General features: G+C 63.3%; 19 protein-coding genes. 10 read left to right on the top strand and 9 right to left on the bottom strand.

Annotation, left to right across the window (positions count from 1 at the left end):
* Positions 1 to 19: 19 nt before the first annotated feature.
* Positions 20 to 607 carry a YqaA family protein gene (locus tag AB4Z53_RS09770; RefSeq protein WP_223728781.1) on the bottom strand — a complete coding sequence of 196 codons (588 nt, stop codon included), beginning with the start codon at positions 605 to 607 and terminating at the stop codon, positions 20 to 22.
* Between the two features lie 114 nt (positions 608 to 721).
* Positions 722 to 1,624 carry an AraC family transcriptional regulator gene (locus AB4Z53_RS09765; RefSeq protein ID WP_441595678.1) on the bottom strand — a complete coding sequence of 301 codons (903 nt, stop codon included), beginning with the start codon at positions 1,622 to 1,624 and terminating at the stop codon, positions 722 to 724.
* Positions 1,625 to 1,723: 99 nt separating this feature from the next.
* On the opposite strand from AB4Z53_RS09765, the gene AB4Z53_RS09760 reads away from it, so the two are divergent.
* The gene (locus AB4Z53_RS09760) at positions 1,724 to 2,467 is read left to right on the top strand and encodes an SDR family oxidoreductase (RefSeq protein ID WP_441595677.1); all 744 of its coding nucleotides are present in this window, start codon (positions 1,724 to 1,726) and stop codon (positions 2,465 to 2,467) included.
* Positions 2,468 to 2,513: 46 nt separating this feature from the next.
* Here the strand turns inward: AB4Z53_RS09760 and AB4Z53_RS09755 are convergent, their stop codons facing one another.
* The 3 genes from AB4Z53_RS09755 to AB4Z53_RS09745 form a co-directional block, all read right to left on the bottom strand.
* Complete coding sequence (locus AB4Z53_RS09755) at positions 2,514 to 3,791, bottom strand: methyl-accepting chemotaxis protein (protein WP_441595676.1); 1,278 nt, start codon at positions 3,789 to 3,791, stop codon at positions 2,514 to 2,516.
* Positions 3,737 to 4,171: a hypothetical protein gene (locus AB4Z53_RS09750; RefSeq protein ID WP_441595675.1), complete on the bottom strand. Its 435-nt coding sequence runs from the start codon at positions 4,169 to 4,171 to the stop codon at positions 3,737 to 3,739. Before AB4Z53_RS09750 ends, AB4Z53_RS09755 begins: the two co-directional genes overlap by 55 nt.
* Before the next feature lie 159 nt (positions 4,172 to 4,330).
* On the bottom strand, positions 4,331 to 4,978 hold the full coding sequence (locus AB4Z53_RS09745; protein ID WP_441595674.1) for a TetR/AcrR family transcriptional regulator: 648 nt from the start codon (positions 4,976 to 4,978) through the stop codon (positions 4,331 to 4,333).
* A gap of 148 nt (positions 4,979 to 5,126) precedes the next feature.
* Here AB4Z53_RS09745 and ligD point away from each other — a divergent pair, with 148 nt between their 5' ends.
* The 6 genes from ligD to AB4Z53_RS09715 all read left to right on the top strand — a co-directional run bounded on the left by ligD (position 5,127) and on the right by AB4Z53_RS09715 (position 11,385).
* The gene (gene ligD, locus AB4Z53_RS09740) at positions 5,127 to 7,589 is read left to right on the top strand and encodes a DNA ligase D (protein WP_441595673.1); all 2,463 of its coding nucleotides are present in this window, start codon (positions 5,127 to 5,129) and stop codon (positions 7,587 to 7,589) included.
* A gap of 26 nt (positions 7,590 to 7,615) precedes the next feature.
* A complete protein-coding gene (ku, locus tag AB4Z53_RS09735) occupies positions 7,616 to 8,500 on the top strand; it encodes a non-homologous end joining protein Ku (protein WP_441595672.1) in 885 nt (294 codons plus the stop codon).
* The gene (locus AB4Z53_RS09730) at positions 8,500 to 9,585 is read left to right on the top strand and encodes a tetratricopeptide repeat protein (RefSeq protein ID WP_441595671.1); all 1,086 of its coding nucleotides are present in this window, start codon (positions 8,500 to 8,502) and stop codon (positions 9,583 to 9,585) included. The genes ku and AB4Z53_RS09730 overlap by 1 nt, the downstream gene beginning before the upstream one ends.
* Before the next feature lie 2 nt (positions 9,586 to 9,587).
* Positions 9,588 to 10,229 carry an alpha/beta hydrolase family protein gene (locus tag AB4Z53_RS09725; protein ID WP_441595670.1) on the top strand — a complete coding sequence of 214 codons (642 nt, stop codon included), beginning with the start codon at positions 9,588 to 9,590 and terminating at the stop codon, positions 10,227 to 10,229.
* A gap of 13 nt (positions 10,230 to 10,242) precedes the next feature.
* Entirely contained in the window at positions 10,243 to 11,016 is a 774-nt protein-coding gene (xth, locus tag AB4Z53_RS09720; protein ID WP_441595669.1) for an exodeoxyribonuclease III, read from the top strand.
* A 162-nt stretch (positions 11,017 to 11,178) separates the two neighbouring features.
* The gene (locus AB4Z53_RS09715) at positions 11,179 to 11,385 is read left to right on the top strand and encodes a TOBE domain-containing protein (protein ID WP_043613318.1); all 207 of its coding nucleotides are present in this window, start codon (positions 11,179 to 11,181) and stop codon (positions 11,383 to 11,385) included.
* A gap of 58 nt (positions 11,386 to 11,443) precedes the next feature.
* Here the strand turns inward: AB4Z53_RS09715 and tsaA are convergent, their stop codons facing one another.
* Genes tsaA through AB4Z53_RS09695 form a run of 4 tightly spaced genes read right to left on the bottom strand, consistent with a single transcriptional unit; the run spans position 11,444 to position 14,829 of the window.
* Positions 11,444 to 11,965 (bottom strand): tRNA (N6-threonylcarbamoyladenosine(37)-N6)-methyltransferase TrmO, encoded by a 522-nt coding sequence (gene tsaA / locus AB4Z53_RS09710; RefSeq protein WP_441595668.1) that lies wholly within the window; start codon positions 11,963 to 11,965, stop codon positions 11,444 to 11,446.
* A complete protein-coding gene (locus AB4Z53_RS09705; RefSeq protein WP_441595667.1) occupies positions 11,940 to 12,764 on the bottom strand; it encodes an ABC transporter ATP-binding protein in 825 nt (274 codons plus the stop codon). Before AB4Z53_RS09705 ends, tsaA begins: the two co-directional genes overlap by 26 nt.
* On the bottom strand, positions 12,761 to 13,768 hold the full coding sequence (locus AB4Z53_RS09700) for a FecCD family ABC transporter permease (RefSeq protein ID WP_441595666.1): 1,008 nt from the start codon (positions 13,766 to 13,768) through the stop codon (positions 12,761 to 12,763). Before AB4Z53_RS09700 ends, AB4Z53_RS09705 begins: the two co-directional genes overlap by 4 nt.
* Positions 13,769 to 13,791: 23 nt before the next feature.
* On the bottom strand, positions 13,792 to 14,829 hold the full coding sequence (locus AB4Z53_RS09695; protein WP_441595665.1) for an iron ABC transporter substrate-binding protein: 1,038 nt from the start codon (positions 14,827 to 14,829) through the stop codon (positions 13,792 to 13,794).
* A gap of 225 nt (positions 14,830 to 15,054) precedes the next feature.
* Here AB4Z53_RS09695 and AB4Z53_RS09690 point away from each other — a divergent pair, with 225 nt between their 5' ends.
* The 3 genes from AB4Z53_RS09690 (at position 15,055) to AB4Z53_RS09680 (ending at position 17,945) form a co-directional block, all read left to right on the top strand.
* Entirely contained in the window at positions 15,055 to 16,824 is a 1,770-nt protein-coding gene (locus AB4Z53_RS09690) for a cytochrome c biogenesis protein DipZ (protein ID WP_441595664.1), read from the top strand.
* A 9-nt stretch (positions 16,825 to 16,833) separates the two neighbouring features.
* Positions 16,834 to 17,568 carry a peptide-methionine (S)-S-oxide reductase MsrA gene (gene msrA / locus AB4Z53_RS09685; RefSeq protein ID WP_441595663.1) on the top strand — a complete coding sequence of 245 codons (735 nt, stop codon included), beginning with the start codon at positions 16,834 to 16,836 and terminating at the stop codon, positions 17,566 to 17,568.
* A gap of 182 nt (positions 17,569 to 17,750) precedes the next feature.
* Positions 17,751 to 17,945 carry a hypothetical protein gene (locus AB4Z53_RS09680; RefSeq protein WP_441595662.1) on the top strand — a complete coding sequence of 65 codons (195 nt, stop codon included), beginning with the start codon at positions 17,751 to 17,753 and terminating at the stop codon, positions 17,943 to 17,945.
* Positions 17,946 to 17,951 lie beyond the last annotated feature (6 nt).

The following is a 17,951-nucleotide window of genomic DNA, read 5'->3' as shown; positions in this document are numbered from 1 at the left end:
AGAGGCGGGCGGGAATCGATCAGTAGAAAAGGCGGTGGGCGGCGAAAAGGCAGATCAGCACCGCCGCCGCCCCGCCGGCCAATGCGCCGAGCCGCCGCTCGAGAAAGTCACGGATTTCCTCGCCGAAGCGGCGCAAGAGCCATGCGAGCAGGAAGAAGCGTGCACCGCGCGCAACGATCGCCGATACGATGAAGAAGCCGAGGTTAATGTTGGCCGCGCCCGAGAGGATGGTTACGACCTTGATCGGCGGCAGATGCGCCAGACCCGAAGTCACGAGCAGCAACGCCAGCATTTCGGAGTCAACCGACGCTTTCAGATGCTCGAACGTATCGAGCTTGCCGTAGAACTCCAGAAGCGGCCTTGCCAGCGTATCGAAGGCGTAGTGGCCGAGATACCAGCCGGCGATACCGCCAAGCACCGAGGCAACGGTGGCGACCAGCGCGTAGCGCCATGCCCGTTCCGGGCGCGCCAGCGCCATGGGGATGAGGAGCAGATCGGCGGGGACCGGAAAGATCGAGCTTTCGACAAAGGCAATGATGCCAAGCCACACGATGGCGGTCTCTCGTGTCGCGAGCGACATCGTCCAATCATAGAGGCGTCGGAGCATGGGGTTAAGGTTCGCTGTTGGTGGTAAACCTCTCTATAGCCGACCGAGCGGGGTGTAAATGTGACCGATTAAGGCATTTGAGGGATTTCTCACGAAAGACAAGGTGTGGTCGCCCTAGGCGGCAGCCACACGCGCATAACGGCTCGGCGGTTGGCCGACATGGCGGCTGAAGGCGGTGCTGAAAGTGCTGGCGGAACTGTAGCCGACGCGTTCGGCGATCGCGGCGAGATCGGCATCGCGTTGCCGCAGCAGGTCCTTGGCGAGCGCCATGCGCCAGACCAGCAAATATTCCATCGGCGGCACGCCGACGGCACGGGTGAAGCGCTCGAAGAAGACGGAGCGGGAGAGCGCTGCTTGGCCCGCGAGTTCCGCCACGGTCCAGGCATGGGCCGGATCGGCGTGGATCCGGCGAATGGCCGCCGCCAGCCGCGGGTCTCCCAGACCGCGCAGCAGGCCGGGTGTTGCACTTTCGCCCTGGATCGAGCGAAGTGCCTCCACGAGCATCACTTCCACAAGCCGCGCCAGAACCAGGTCCCGTCCCGGGCGATCTTCGCGCGCCTCTTCGCCCACCAGACGTACGAGCGTCGAAAGTCGATCGATCCCGCGCAGATGCATCAATGTCGGCAGTAGTGAAACCAGCAGCCCGGCATCGGGCGAGTCGAGGACGAAATAGCCGCCGAGCAGGCGCACGTCCGGTTCGCCGTCTTGCCTGCCGTGGCGAACCTCATCCGTCGGAGCCGGGGTCACTTTCGGATCGATGAAAGTCGGCTGAACCGGCTCGAATCCCGAGAGCGTGAAGCCCGGTGTGGTCGGCAGCAGCACGAAGTCGCCTGCCTCCAGCGTGACGGCTGTCTCGCCATCGACGGCGAGCCGGCAGGCGCCCTCGACCACCGTGCAGAAGCTTGGCTGTCCGAAGTCGGCATAGCGCACCGCCCAGCGGCCTGCGCCGCTGATGCCCTTGGTGAAGACCGTGCGCGGGCGGAGAAGTTGAATGAGCTGCGAGAGCGGATCGATCATATCAAGACGATAGCAAATGAAATCAGGACTTCAAGCCGTAGATCGTCCGCATTCGCGGGAATATCCCTTATCCATCGAAACAACGGACAGGAAGTCGCGATGAAGACCGTACTGATTACTGGCTGCTCCTCCGGCTACGGGCTGGAAACGGCCCGGCGCTTTCATGCCGAAGGCTGGAACGTGATCGCCACGATGCGCACGCCGCGGCGAGACGTCCTTCCGAGCGCCGACCGGTTGCGTGTCCTGGCCCTCGATGTCACCGATCCCGACAGCATTGCGGCTGCGATCGAGGAAAGCGGCCCGATCGACGCGCTGGTCAACAATGCCGGCGTCGGCGTCGTGGGTGCCTTCGAGGTGACGCCGATGTCTCATGTCCGCAAGGTTTTCGACACCAATACCTTCGGCGTGATGGCAATGACGCAGGCGGTGATACCGCAATTCCGCGCCCGTCGGTCGGGCGTGGTCGTCAACGTCACCTCCAGTGTGACACTTGCCTCGATGCCGTTGGCCGCGGCCTATACTGCCAGCAAGACGGCGATCAGCGGCTTCACCGGTTCGCTTGCTCACGAGCTGGCGCCGTTCAACGTCTGCGTCAAGCTGGTGGAGCCGGGCTATGCGCCGACGACCCGCTTCGCCCACAACACGACTCTGCGTGTCGAGGACCTGATCCCCGAGGCCTATGCCGAGTTCGCAGCGCCCATCTTCGCGCAGTTTGCCGCACCGCCTTTGGTGACGACGGAGGCAGACGTCGCCGAGGCTGTGTGGCGGGCGGCCAACGACCTGTCCGCCCAGCTCCATTTCCCAGCTGGCGCCGACGCTGTGGCGCTCGCCATGGCGAGCTGACATCGCCTTCCCATGCGAACCGCGACGGCGCGTAGCCGCATCGGTGTCAGGCGATCCGGCGGAGACGCGCATCGGCCTCCGTCTCCTGCCTCACGCCGGATGTCGTGCGGAAGCGCTCGACCAGATCGAACAGGCCTGACGCCTGGCTTGAAAGCCGATGGGTCATGGCCGTGCTGTCTTCGACCATCGCATTGTTCTGCTGGGTCACAGCGTCCAACGACAGCATCGTCTGGTTGATGTGCTGCAGGTCGGTTGCCTGGTCGCGCGCATCGCCGGCAATCTGCTGCGTCTGCTCGTTGATCGCATGGATCTGGCCGGAGATCTCGTCGAGCGCGTCGCCGGCTGCCCGCACCAGCGTAACCCCCTTCGTCACTTCTTCGGTTGAAGTCGTGATGATCGCCTTGATCTCCCGTGCGGCCAGCGCCGATTTCTGCGCCAGCTCCCGCACCTCGTGGGCGACGACTGCAAAACCCTTTCCCGCTTCGCCTGCACGGGCCGCTTCGACGCCAGCATTCAGCGCCAGGAGATTGGTCTGGAACGCGATATCGTTGATCGTGCCGATGATCTGGGAGATCGCGACCGATCCCTTCTCGATCTGGGCCATGGCGCTGACGGCATTCATCACCACCTGGCCCGAGCGATCGGAGCTTGCCTTGGCGGCAGCCGCGATCGTCGTGGCCGATGTGGCGTGCTCGGCGGTGCGGCCGATGGTGGCAGTGATAGCGCTCAGCGCCGCGGTCGCTTCCTCCAGCGTTGCCGCCTGATGTTCGGTGCGCTTGGCGAGCTGCCCGATGGCGTCGCGCATCTCGCCGGTCTCGCCGTCGATGTCAGCGCTTCTTGCCTTCACGTCGCCAAGCGTGACGGCCAGGCTCTCCAGCGAGAGGTTGAAGTCCGAGCGCAGGCGGTCGAATCCGGCGCCGAAGGGTCGGTCGATGCGGGCAGTCAGATCACCATGAGACAACCGTTCGAGCCCAGACGCCAGCATCTCTACCGCCTCGTTGATCTGGCGCGATACCTCGGACTGGCTCGCCTCGCGGGTCTGCCGCTCCCCTTCGATCATGGTGCGCGTCTCCGCAGCCTCGGTTTCAAGGCGGGCGCGGTCTAGAAGCGCATCACGGAAGACGAGGACGGAGCGGGCCATGTCACCGATCTCGTCCTTGCGGTTGCGGCCGACGCCGAAGATCGTCGTGTCGCCATCGGCGAGCTGGCTCATGTCACAAACAAGGCCGGTGATCGGGCGCGTCAGCCGGCRCGAATACCAGATGGAGATCACCAGCGCTGCCGCAAGGACGGCGAGCGCGGTTGCGAGCGTCCAGTTGCGCAAGGCGGTGACGGCAGCAAATAGTCGTCGACGCCGGCGGTGCTGTAGAGCGCACGCTTGTCTTCGGCGTTGGGGTTTTCGGTCAGGTAGCGGCGTTGCAATTCGCTCTCGGCCTTGTCGCCGAACTTTGCGACCGCGCCATTCAGGTCGCTGAGCGCCCTCGATACTGATTTTTGAACCTGCAGATTGCGCAGATCGTTTTCCACGGTGGTGAGGTAATGGCGAAGCTCGTTTCGGCGGGCGTCGGCAAGCGCCTCCAGCTTCTCGATCGCCGCGCGTGACGACAGGTCGCCACTCACCTTCAGGCTGGCAAGGCTGGTTGCAGCAATGGAGAAGGCAGCCAGAGCCGCCGCTGCGAGGGGTAGCTTCGCGGACAAACGCATGACAATCACCGGACGTGCGAGGGGAAGAGGGGCCATGCCGAAGGGCTGGTCGCGACGCCTCATGCGCCCGGCGGGAGAGCTCCCGCGCGGAGAGTTATACGGTCCGATGTTACAGTTTGATGACGTTTGGATGACAATGCCGAAGTTTGGCTTGTGAACCTATCTCGATAGTGCGCCATTGAGAAAGATTTCTGCGCAACGCTCCGCGCGCGCCATGATCGTCGCTTCATCGATGTCGCGGATGCGGCCCATCATGACGGCGCGTTGCGGCTCCATCGCCATCATGCCGCGCAGCATTCCTGCCGCCATATGGGGATCGTCGATTGCGAGGCGGCCGTGAACCGACTGTGCCCTCAGCCAGCGCTCCAGCGTTGCGTTTGTCCGCTCGATCGCCCGCTCCCAGAAGGTGGCGGCGATCTCTGGAAAGCGCTCCGCCTCTGCGAGCACCAGGCGGATGATAGCGATTGTGTCTGAGGCCAGCACAAGGTGGCCATAGGCGGCGAGCAGCCGTACGAGACCGGTCTTCACGCTCACGGCGTCAAGGTGCTCCTCATCGGCTTCGAGCACGAACTCGGCGATCCTGAGGGAGATGACGCGTTCGAAGAGATCGGCCTTGGTCGGAAAGAGGCGATAGAGCGTCTTGGTGGAGACGCCGGAATTCTGGGCGATGACGTTGATGTTGGCGGTCTCGTAACCGAGGTCGCAGAATTGCCTTTCGGCGGCGAGGATGATCACCTGCCGCGTCTCGTCGTCGGAGCGGACCTGCGGGCGGCCGCGGGAACGTGGTGATTTCTGCTTTTCGACCATTGCGACTTTCCAAATTCCTTGGTGATTTCTAGTCGTCATCACGCGGGAAAGCAAACGTTTTCCGAAGTGGGCATTCGGATGGTGGCGGCGTTCCCCGTGCCCTTGACCGGATATTGCGGCCTTTGCGAACACGCCCTAGTTTTGCGATATGGCGACGTCGAAGCTCACGACCTACCGCGCCAAGCGGGACTTTTCCAGGACGCCGGAGCCTGCCGGGAGAACCGGCGGGGAGGGCAATCGTTTCGTCGTGCACAAGCATCATGCCACCGCCGATCACTATGATCTGAGGCTTCAGGTCGGCGACGTGCTGAAAAGCTGGGCGGTTCCCAAGGGGCCGTCGCTCAACCCGGCCGACAAGCGCCTGGCGGTCGAGACCGAAGATCATCCGCTCGACTATATCGATTTCGAGGGTGTCATTCCGGAAGGCGAATATGGCGGCGGGCCGATGATCGTCTGGGATACCGGCGTGTGGGCGCCGATGGACGATATCGAAAAGAGCCTGAGGACCGGGGCCTTCAAGTTTCGACTGGCCGGCGAGAAGCTCAATGGCGGCTGGATGCTGACACGGCTGAAATCGAAATCGGACGAGGAAGACCAGCGTAACTGGTTGCTTTTCAAGGAACACGACCTTGCAGCGAGCCCTGACGTCGACATCCTGGAAACGCGCCCCGAAAGCGTGAAAAGCGGACGGCGGATTGAAGAACTGGTCGAACAGCCGAAGAAACCGTCGAAACGGGCCGTTCTCAAACCCGGCGCCTTGGCGGGCGCCGTGAAAGGCCCGAAGCCGCTGCGCATCGAGCCGCAGCTTGCCAGCCCGACACCGAAACCGCCGGGCGGCCTGCCGGGCAAGGAGGTCTGGCTGCACGAGATCAAGTTCGACGGCTATCGCACCATGGCGGATATCTCGGATGGCAATATTAGGCTGAGCACCCGCAGCGGGCTGGACTGGACGAAGCGTTATGGCGATCTGCCGGATGCATTTCGGAAGCTGCCCTGCCACGAAGCGATCATCGATGGCGAGATCGTCGTGCTCGACGACAAGGGGATCAGCCGCTTCGGGCTCTTGCAGGACGCGCTTTCGACCGGCGTCGACAGCAAGCTCGTCTTTTATGCTTTTGATATCCTCTATCTCGACGGGTGGAACTTGACCGAGGTCGGGCTGGAAAGACGCAAGGCGCTGCTGGCCCAACTGCTCGAAGGGCAGGTGTCCAGTCGCTCGGCCATCCAGTACAGCGACCATGTCGAAGGTGATGGGCGTGGGCTTTACGACCAGGCTTCAGAGCTGGGGCTGGAAGGGATCGTCTCGAAGCGCGCTTCGGCACTCTATCGGAGCGGCCGCACGCAGACCTGGACCAAGACGAAGGCGCTTCAGTTCGGTGATTTCGTGATCGCCGGCTACACGACCTCGCAGGCAGCTGAAGGCCTTGCTTCCCTCGCTCTCGGCGAGTGGGAGGAGGGCGAACTTCACTATCGAGGCAAGGTCGGTACCGGTTTCGATGCGGAAACGGCCAAGCAGTTGCTCATCCGGCTGGAGGCGCTGCGCGGCGATGCCACCGCGCTCGATGGCGCGCCAAGGGAAATCGCCTGGGTTCGCCCGGTGCTGAGCGCTCGCGTCCACTACTCCAACCGGACGACCGACAATCTCCTGCGTCACGCCGTGTTCAAGGGACTACGCGATGTCGAGCTTTCGGCGCCGGCACGGGCGCCGCGCAAGCGGCTGATCACGGATGCGGATCTTGCAAGCATCCAGGTGACCAACGCAGGCCGCCGGGTGTTCGGCAAATCCGGGCCGACCAAACTCGACGTTGCCGTCTACTACGCGCTAGTCGGCGACTTCATGCTGCCGCACATTCTCGGGCGGCCGGTCTCGCTCTTTCGTTGTCCTACCGGAAAACACGCGGACTGTTTCTTCCAGCGCCATCCCTTTACCGGCATGCCACCTTCGATCGTCAGCTTCACGTCGACCAATTCGGAAGGTGAGAGCAAGTCCTTCCTCTCGATCGAAGGCACGAAGGGTTATCTGGCCCTGGCGCAGTTCGGCGTCATCGAGCTTCATGCCTGGGGCACGAAGCGCGCAAGGCTGGAGAAACCCGATCGCGTCGTGTTCGATCTTGATCCCGGGCAGGGCATCGCCTGGCGCGACGTGGTCGAGGCCGCAGTCCATATTCGTGGAGAACTTGAGGCGCTGGGCCTCGTTCCCTTCGTGAAGACGTCCGGCGGCAGCGGCATCCATATCGTCGTGCCGGTGAAACCGAAACTCGACTGGAAGAAGACGCACCAGGCGACGAGCGCAATAGCGACGCGTCTGGCGGCGACCGCGCCCCAGACCTTCACCACAACGATGGGTAAGGAAAACCGCATCAAGCGGATATTCATCGACTTCCACCGTAATGCCCGCAGCCACACGGCGGCCGCACCCTATTCCTTGCGTGCACGCACGAATCTGCCCGCCTCGACGCCACTCAACTGGCCTGATCTGGAGACTATCGACGCTCCGGAGGATTTGAACTATTCTTCGCTGCCTGGACTTCTGGATACTTTTGGCGATCCTTGGGCCGATATCGACGACTTCGCGAAGGATTTGCCGCTTCTGTCCGAAACGAGGACGTAATGCGTTTGGCCGCGTAGGAGACATCAATGGCGCCCAGGGCAAGTTGGAAAGGTTATCTGAAACTCAGTCTCGTCAGTTGCCCCGTCAGGCTCTATCCGGCGACCAGTTCGAGCGAACGCATCAGCTTCAATCAGCTGCACAAGGACACCCATAACCGGATCAACATGAAGCCGGTCGACCCCGAGCTCGGCCTCGTCGAGCGCTCGGATCTGGTCAAGGGTTATGAATACGAAGACAAGAAATACATCATCATCGAGGACAGCGATCTCGACAGCGTCAGGATCGAGTCCAATCATACGATGAACATCGAGGCCTTCGTCGATGAAGGCTCTGTCGACGTGATTTACCAGGACGCGCCCTATTATCTCGCCCCCGACGGCGCGATGGCGGAGGAAACCTTCGTCGTGCTGCGCGAAGCGCTGAAAAAAAGCGGCAAGGTGGCGATTGCGCGCCTCGTGCTTTCGAGCCGCGAACGCGTCGTGACCATCGGCGCGCGTGAAACCGGCATGTTCGTGTGTACGCTGAGAAACCCGAGCGAAGTGCGTGGGACTGCTGAATATTTTGGCAACGTTCCGGTCGGACATCCCGATCCGGAAATGCTGCAGCTTGCCGAAGCGCTGATCCAGCAGAAGATGACGGTCTTCGATCCGAAGAACTACGAGGACCGTTACGAGATCGCGCTGATGAAGATGATCCGCGAGAAGCTCAAAGGCCATAAGCCGATCATTGCTGCAGCGCCCGAACGCGGCAACGTCATCAATCTCATGGATGCCCTGAAGGCGAGCCTGTCGCAGTCGAAGCCGCCGGCAAAGAGCAAGACCAAGGCCGAACCAGCGGCAAAGGAAACTGCCAAGGCGGCTGCCCCTGCCAAGCGTACGTCCGCAAAACCGGCGGCGAAGAAGAAAGCCTGATGGTGGTTGCAGGCCAGACATTTGGTATCGTCGGGTCGCTTGCGGCCTTCCCGCGCCGGCTTGTGGCGCGGGAGGTCGAACGCCAGCACGGCCACTTGCGCCGTGGCGTCACGCGCCAAACGACCTATCTGGTATTCGGCCGCAGCCTGCTTGCGAAATCGAGCGAAGCGGAGATCGAAGCCCGTTTCGGCGCCGAACTTGCGGCCGGGCGCTGGCCTATCAGCGAGAACGGCTTTCTTCGCCTCCTGGGCCTGATGTCGGTGCCAGTGGCGTCAGCGCTCACGCGCCAGTCGCTGGTCGATCAGGCCAGGCTTTCTCCGCGGGTCTTCGACCTGCTTTCCCTGTTTGATGCCTTCGAACATGACAGCGAGCCCTATTCGTTCCGCGACCTGATCCTCGCCAGGAAATATGCCGTGTTGATAGCCAGCGGTGCAAGCTGGAGCACGATCGCAAGGTCCGTTCACCGTTCGGGACAGGTCGCTTCTTTGACGGCGCTTTCGCTGCATCACGGCGGTAGCGATGCGATCTATGCCCGGAGCGCCGAGGGACTGAGCGAGCTGAATGGGCAATTGCTCTTCGATCTCGGCACGCCCGACGATGCCGCCTTGGAAGACCTCTTTGATAGGGCCGAGGAGGCGGAAGCGAATGGCGACTTCGAGGAGGCTGCCGCCTTCTATCAGCGCTATCTCGCGATGGACCGGACGGATTCTGTCGCGGCTTTCAACCGCGCCAATTGCCTGAAGGCGGCGGGACGGGAGCTGGACGCCGCGCATGACTATGCCCGCGCGATCAAGCTCGATCCCTCCTTCGTCGAGGCCTGGTTCAACCTTGGCGGGCTGATGAGTGAAAGGGGGCGGATCGACGCGGCGCGCAGGCATCTGAAGAAGGCGATCGAGCTTGACAGCGACTATGCCGACGCTGTCTTCAATCTGGCGAAACTCGAATTCGATGACGGCGCTCTCGCTGAGGCGCGGCGATGGTGGAGCCGCTATCTCGAACTCGATAGCGATAGCGAATGGGCGCGGACGGCGGAGCGCGGCGTGCAATATGTCGATCTGCAGGGCCGGCCAAGGACAGCGGGCTGATAATGAGCGACAAATTCCTTTTCGACGGACCTGGGGATGCGGCCTTTACCATTCTTCTTGCCCATGGTGCCGGCGCGCCGATGGATTCCGCCTCGCTGAATGCGACCGCCAAGGCGCTCGCCGCAGCAGGCTTTCGCGTTGCTCGTTTCGAGTTCGGCTATATGGCAGCAAGACGCACGTCAGACGGGCGCAAGCCGCCGCCCCGCGCTGAAACACTCAACCCGGAATATTTGGCCGCTATCGAGGCGCTGGGAGCGAAGGGACCGCTCATTATCGGCGGCAAGTCGATGGGTGGGCGCGTCGCCAGCATGGTCGCCGATCAGCTGCACGCCGCCGGCAAGATCACCGGGCTGCTCTGCCTCGGCTATCCCTTCCATCCGCCGGCAAAGCCCGAGCAGTTGCGCACAAAGCACTTGGCCGATCTTAAGACGCCGACCCTGATCTGCCAGGGGACCCGCGACGAGTTCGGCACGCGCGAGGAGGTTCCTGGCTATACGCTTTCCGACGCGATCGAAGTCCTGTGGCTCGAGGATGGGGATCATGATCTCAAGCCGCGCAAGAGCCTTTCCGGTTTTTCGGCGGCCGATCATTTGAGGACCGTGGCCGATGCGGTGGCGGCCTGGGCTGCCCGGCTGACACGCTGATCCGATCGCCGGGATGAAGATCGCCAGCTTCAACATCAACGGCATCAACAGGCGGCTCGATAACCTGCTCGCCTGGCTGGAGGAAACCAAGCCGGATGTTGTCTGTCTGCAGGAACTCAAGGCCACCGATCGGCAGTTCCCGCGCTCGGCGATCGAGGCGGCCGGTTATGGCGCCGTTTGGCAGGGGCAAACCGCGTGGAACGGTGTGGCGATCCTCGCCCGTGACAGCGAGCCGGTGCTGACCCGCGTCGGTCTCGACGGCGACCCGTCGGATGCCGAGGCGCGTTATATCGAGGCTGCCGTCAGCGGCATCCTGGTCGCCTGTCTCTACGCGCCCAACGGCAACCCGCAGCCGGGCCCCAAGTTCGTTTACAAGCTTGGCTGGCACGAGCGTCTGGCCAAACATTCCGCCGAACTCTACGCGCTCGACCTGCCTGTCGTGCTTGCCGGCGACTACAACATCGTGCCGGAGCCTCGCGACATCTACCCGACAACTTCCTATGACGACAATGCGCTGGTCCAACCCGAAAGCCGCGCCGCATTCCGCGACCTTCTCGACCAGGGCTGGCTCGATGCGCTGCGCAAGATCCACCCGAAGGACCAGCTCTTCACATTCTGGGACTATCGCCGGAACCGCTGGCAACGCGACGCGGGGCTCCGGCTCGATCATATGCTGCTCAGCCGCAAGCTTTTCCGCAAGCTCACCGGTGCCGGCATTGACCGCGAGGCTCGTGGCATGGAGGGGGCGAGCGACCATGCGCCGGTGTGGATCACGCTTCGCGATTGAGATGACAATACTGCGGGGAGACTGCACGTCCCTGCGCGACGATGATACTGTTTCGCCGCGCAAGCTGCTATTCGCAGCGACGATCCGGAGTAAACCCCGTCCGGTCTAGCGGACGACTGGGCCACCGCGACATTCAGCCTAGCCAACACGAAGGAGAACCGCATGAAAATCAGCGCACGCAATCGCCTCAAAGGCAAGATCGTCGAAGTCGTCAAGGGCGCCACCACCGCCCATGTCCGGATCGACGTCGGCGGCTCGATCGTGACCGCAGCGATCACCAACGAGTCGGTCGACGAACTCGGCCTGAAGGTCGGCGGCGAAGCCTATGCGGTCATCAAGGCCTCGGACGTCATGGTCGGTATCGACTGATACGCTTGCGGCAGGGGCGTGCGGATCGACCGCCGCGCCCTGCCAAACCGCAGCCGGATCACGCCTTCTGGCAATGATGCACGTTGCCGTCGCCGGTCTCAAAGTCGCCGCGCTGCGGCGGCGCAATCGGCTTGAACAACGTCCGGTCGGGCTTGAGATCGATGAGCGGCGTGCCGTCAAGGCAATCGAGACCACGCACGACAAGGCGCGAGCCTTCCACGGCTTCGAGCTTGACGATCGAGGTGCCGATCGGGTTCGGCCGAACCGGCGAGCGCAGCGAAAATGTCCCATGGACTTCGCCATTGCTAGCGGGGCTTTGTAACACCAGGTCACGCCGCGAACGGTCGAGCCAGTAGAGGATTTCCAGCCGCTCGAACGCCCCCACGCCTGTCAGCGCCAGAACCCAGGGTTCGAAGATTTCGATGCGGCAGAGCGGGCCGTCATGCCGGCCCTGGCGTGGGGTTTCCATGCGCGACGTCCAGGGCGTGGAAATGCGGCCGATGAAGACGAGGCCGGCGTCGGTTGGCGCGGGCGGTGCCACGGCCACCTCGTTCTCACGGATTTCGTTCTGGCGAACCATCGTCTGTTCCTTTCCTTGCAGAGGGGGTGGTGAGGCGCGGCGCACAGAGACGGGCCGCGCTGCCGTCGATTGAGCCGATCACCACATCGATGTCGTAGAGTTGTTTGAGGGCGGCGGGCGTCAACACGTCCTTGGGTAAGCCGAGCGCGATGAGCTTTGCGGCGTGGAGAAGGGCGACGCGGTCTGCGACCAGGAAGGCGTGATCCGGATTGTGCGTCGAAAGCACGACCGAAAGCCCGCGTTCTGCGAGCGTCCGGACATGCGACAGCACCCGCATCTGGTTGCCGTAGTCGAGATTGGCCGTCGGCTCGTCCATGACGAGGATGGCGGGTTCTTGCGTCAGCGCGCGGGCAATCAGCACGATCTGGCGCTCGCCACCGCTGATCTCGGTATAGGGACGCATGGCAAGGTGGGCCACTCCGAGGCCGGCAAGCGCGTCCTGAGCAATCCGACGGTCGCGGGCGCCAGGCGACGAGAACGGCGCGAGGTGAGGGGCTCGCCCCATCAATATCACCTCCAGCACCGTAAACGGAAAGAGCGCTGCATGCGCTTGCGGTACATAGGCGATCTGTTTGGCGCGTTCGTGCCGTGACCGGGCGGAAAGCGGTCGTCCGTCCAACAGAATGTCTCCAGCCCTGACTGGTAGGAGGCCGAGGACGGTCTTGAACAGGGTCGTCTTGCCGGCGCCGTTGGGGCCGAGCAAGGCCAGAACCTCGCCCGATGCAAGCGACAGGGAGACATTCTCGCCCACCGAGCGTTCGCCATAGCCAAAGGCGAGATCCCTGATTTCCAGCGTCATTGCCAGGCCCTCCGGCCGGAGGCGAGCAGCCACAGGAAGAAGGGCGCGCCAACGGCAGCCGTCAGGATGCCGAGCGGCACTTCGATGAGTGCGATGCTGCGCGCCAGCATGTCGACAACGAGCAGATAGGCAGCGCCAGATATCATCGAGGCCGGCAGCAAGCGGCGGAAGTCGGGGCCGACCAGCATGCGCGCGATGTGCGGGATGACAAGGCCGATCCAGCCGATGACGCCGCTGACGGAGACGGCCGCCGCCGTGATCAGCGTTGCCGCCGCGATCAGCAATGCGCGGGTCAGACGCGTGTCGACGCCCAGGGTCTGGGCTTCCTCGTCACCGAGTGTCATCAGGTTCATGCGCCAGCGAAAAAGCACCAGCGGCACCAGCCCGATCAAAAGCGCCGGCAGGATCGAGACGACGTCGAGGCGGGTGATCGCAGCCAGGCTGCCGAGCAGCCAGTAGGTGATCGCCGGCAGCTGGTCATAGGGATCGGCGAGAATCTTGATCAGCGATATGCCGGCACCCACGAGGGCGCCGATGGCAATCCCTGCCAGGACCAATGTCAGGGCCGGATCGCGTCCGCGGATTGCCATGCCGACGGCATAGACCGCAGCGACCGCAAGCAGCCCGCCGGCAAAGCTGATCGCCTGGATTGCGAGGACCGGCAGCGACAGAAAGATGCCGATGACGGCGCCGAGACTTGCGCCGCCGGAAACGCCGAGAATATCCGGCGAAACGAGCGGATTGCGGAAAAGCCCCTGATAGGTGGCGCCGGCCGCGGCGAGTGCCGCGCCGATCAGGATCGCGCCGGCCACGCGCGGCAGCCGCACGTTCCAGAGCACGGTCGAAAGAACGGGATCGCTCGGCTGTCCCGATAGGGCCGCGCGCAACGCCCCTGCGATCTCCGCCGGCCCGGCATATTTGCCGACCGACATCGACACCAGGGCCAGCAGGAAGAGGGGGCCGACGAGGAGCCAGAGATTGCCCTTGCGCCCATCGGCCGTCATTTCCGATGTTTCCTGTCTCCGGTTCATTTCGAGGCCGGCACCGCCCCCTTCAGGAGCGTGGCCACTTGTTCGTCCGTCAGGTCGACCTGGTAGAACAGCTTGTAGAAGTCGCGGGTCTCAGCCTTCAGGTCACCCTTGGCGCTTTCCGGATAGAACAGCTTCTGCAGCCAGACGACGCCGATCAGTCGGTTGATCGCAGGCGGCGAGTCGAACCAGCCGTAGGGCAGGGACGGCGCGGTGAACACCCGACCGGTCGTGACGGCCTTAACGTCGGCCCAGAGCGGGTCCTTCTTGGCCGAGGCCGCAAACTTGCCGCTAGCAGCGATGATGACGTCCGGGTTCCAGGAGAGGATCTGTTCGAGCGACACCTGGGTCAGGCTGCCCTTGCCGGCTGCCGCCGCTACGTTCTCGGCGCCGACGGCTTCGAGGATCTCGACATTGATCGAGCCGGAAAGTCCCGTTTCCAGCCCTTCGGGGCCGCGACCATAATAGACGCGCGGCCGCTGATCGGCCGGTATCTTGGCGAGACTGTCGTTCAGGTCCTTGATCCGCTGATCGGCATAGGTTGCCAGCGTCTCGGCGCGTTCGGTCACGCCGAGCAGGGCGCCGACGTCACGCAGCGTCTTGCCGCTATCGGCGAAGCGGCCGTCGATCAGCACGTAAGGAATGCCGGTCTGCGCCTGCACCTTGTCGGCGAGCGAGCGGTAGGTGTCGTTGACGGTGCCGACGTCGAGGATGATGTCCGGCTTGGCGGCAAGCACCGCCTCGACATTGGCGCTGCCGCCCTTGCCCGTGAGCTGGCCGTAGGTCGGCAGGTCCCGGACCGACGGCATGAGATATGCCTTTTGCTCCTCCGTCGGCTCGCGCACCCAGCCGGCGAGCTTGTCCGGAGCCAGGACGTAGGTGAGCACCGTGGCCGGCGGACCGGCAGCAAGCACGCGGGTGATGGTATCGGGAACCTCCACCTTTCGTCCGGCGGCGTCGGTGATCGTACGCGCCTCGGCTGCGCCTGAGGCAAGGCCGAGCATGGCGGAAAAGATTATCGCAAGAGATTTCAACATGGAGGCCACGATAGCGAGAGGGATCGGTCGGGCCGCACTATGGCATGCCGTTATATCTCATGGAATATATTGATTGCGTGATTTGCGATGGTGGGGCTGCACCCTGATGCATTGCGATACAAATCCGCTCCTGTCGGAAACATCCGCGATACGTAGCGATGGTCCTCTGCCGCACGTGACAAGCGATCTGTGCCTCGGGCATCGATCCCATGCGGAGAGACGGTGATGATCCTCTTTGTTGTAGCCTATCTTGCCGGCGTGCTGACGATCGTCAGCCCGTGCATCCTGCCGGTGCTGCCATTCGTGTTTGCCCGCGCCGGCCAGCCTTTTTCCACCAGCATTCTCCCGATGCTGCTCGCCAAGATCGTGACCTTTGCAGGTATCGCCTCGCTTGCAGCCCTCGGCGGCAACTGGGCGGTGCAGGCGAACGCCTATGGCCGCTACGCAGCGATCGCGATGCTCGCCGTCTTCGGCGTGACACTGCTCTCGACTCGGGCTGCCGCCTTTGTGACCGGTCCGTTCGTCGAGCTCGGCAACCGATTGTCGAGGAAGGCGGCGACCGGGGAGAAGGGCGGCGTCGGCGGCTCGATCCTCCTTGGCGTTGCGACCGGTTTGCTCTGGGCGCCCTGCGCCGGTCCGGTGCTCGGTCTGGTGCTGACCGGGGCGGCGCTGAACGGCGCGAATGTGCAGACGACGCTGTTGCTTGTCGCATATGCGGCCGGTGCTGCGACCTCGCTGGCGCTCGCTGTTTTGGCAGGCGCCAGAGTATTCGCGGCGATGAAGCGCTTCCTCGGCATCGGCGACCGCATCCGCCAAGGTCTCGGCGTTGCAGTGCTTGCCGGCGTTGGCTCGATCGCGCTGGGCCTCGACACCGGACTTTTGGCGCAGCTTTCCTATGCGAGCACGTCGGGCGTTGAACAGTCGATCCTCGATCGCCTGCGCGGCGCTGCATCGCCCGTGGACGTCGCAAGCACCCGTATGACCCTTGCCGCAAAGGATACGCGACAGGCGGCCTATCGCAGCGACCTTCCGGTCGAAGGACAGTTTCCGTCGCTTGACGGTGCAGTTCAGTGGCTGAATTCGAAGCCGCTGACGCCTGGCGAGCTTCGCGGCAAGGTCGTCCTCGTCGATTTCTGGACCTATTCCTGCATCAACTGCATCCGCACCATCCCCTATGTCAGGGCCTGGGCCGAGAAGTACCGGGATCAGGGCCTCGTCGTCATCGGCGTGCACGCTCCGGAATTCGCCTTCGAGAAGCAGATCGGCAACGTCGAGAAGGCGGTGCGCGATTTCAAGATCAACTATCCGGTGGCGATCGACAACGATTTCACCATCTGGCGCGCCTTCTCCAACAACTACTGGCCGGCCCACTACTTCATCGATGCGGAGGGACAGGTCCGTTACACCCATTTCGGCGAGGGCGACTATGAAGGTTCCGAGCGGGTGATCCAGGAACTGTTGGCGGAGGCGGCGGGAAAGCGGAAGACCGAAAACGGGCTCGTCGCGCCAAAGGCCGCGGGCGCGGAAGCCGCGCCTGACCTCGCACGGCTCGGCTCCGGCGAGACCTATATCGGCTATGCGCGGGCCGAACACTTCGTCTCGCCGGAAGGCGTTTCGGCCGACGCCGCCCAGCGCTACACCGTTGGCGAGCCCCGCCTCAACGAATGGGGCCTCACCGGCAACTGGACTGTCGGCGCCGAAGAGGCGCGCCTCAATGCGGCAGGTGGAGGTATCACCTATCGGTTCCGGGCCCGCGACCTGCACTTGGTGCTTGGGGCCGGTGCTGGCGGCAAGCCAATCCCATTTCAGGTGACGGTCGATGGGGCCGCGCCCGGCGCGGACCATGGTGCCGATATCGACGAGAATGGCAAAGGTGCCGTCACGGTGACCCGCCTTTACCAGCTTGTGCGTCAGTCAGGAGCTTCGCGGGAACGGACGTTCGAAATCCGCTTTCTGGAGCCCGGCGCGGAAGCTTTCGTTTTCACCTTTGGATGAGAGTTGGACATGAGCGACAAACAAAAGCAGCGGGGGCGCACCTGGTCCTTCTTCACCCGACTTGTCGTCGCCGCGACCATGGTCGGCGGTGGATTGACGTTCGCGCTCAACGGGCAATCGGCGGCACAGGAGGCAAAGCCTGTGCCGAAGGCACTTCACGATATCGCGCCGGCCGAAGGACGCCAGACAGCAGTGTTGGCCGGCGGTTGCTTCTGGGGCGTGCAGGCCGTGTTTCAGCATGTGGCCGGCGTTACGGGTGTCACGTCAGGATACGCGGGCGGCAGCGCAGGTACGGCGACCTACGAGCAGACGGAAACCGGCACTACCGGGCATGCTGAAGCAGTGGAAATAACGTTCGACCCGAAGCAGGTGAGCTACGGCAAGTTGCTCGAGATCTACTTCTCCGTCGCCCATGATCCGACGCAGCTTGGCGGGCAGGGACCCGACAGTGGACCACAATATCGACCCGCAATTTTCCCGCGCAATGACGAGCAGGCGAAGGTTGCCGCCGACTATATCGCGCAACTGAACGCGGCAAACGTCTTCGCCCGGTCGATTGCGACGACGATCGAGCCCGGCAAGGCTTTCTATCAGGCCGAGGCCTATCACCAGAATTACGTCTACAACAATCCGGGCCAGCCCTATGTCGTCATCTACGAGCAACCGAAGATCGGCGCTCTACATCGCCTGTTCCCGGGCCTCTTTCGCGAGAAGCCCGTGCTTGTAGCGGACAGTGCTGCTTAGCTGATGAGGAGCCGTAGGGCCTCCCGGCGGGCCAAGCCAGTTCGGTCTTTTACACAAGGATACAGTTTCGCGGCCGGCTGCACACACCCGCGATACGCCCAAATGACACTCTGGCTGCGAGCACGTTTCGAGCCTTTGGCGGCGAAACGCCGCTGCGGTCATGATCAACGGAAGGAGCCACCATGCGTATCTTCGCAACAGTTTTCGCCATCGCCGCGCTCGCGGCTGCGCCATGCGCCTGGGATACCGACCCGAGCGAGCCCTCGCCTCTTGCCGCACTCGTCTCCGGTTCCGGATCAGCAACGGTTGCTGAGCAGGGAGCAGGATTGCTGCAAGAGGCGCCGCGCGAGGAGCTTGCCGATCCATTCTTCAACTGATGATAG

This window comes from Ensifer sp. 2TAB8 (genome assembly GCF_052115125.1).
Classification (GTDB): Bacteria; Pseudomonadota; Alphaproteobacteria; order Rhizobiales; family Rhizobiaceae; genus Ensifer.
Note: the sequence above shows the minus strand (reverse complement) of the source record. Positions and strands in the feature narration are given on the sequence as shown.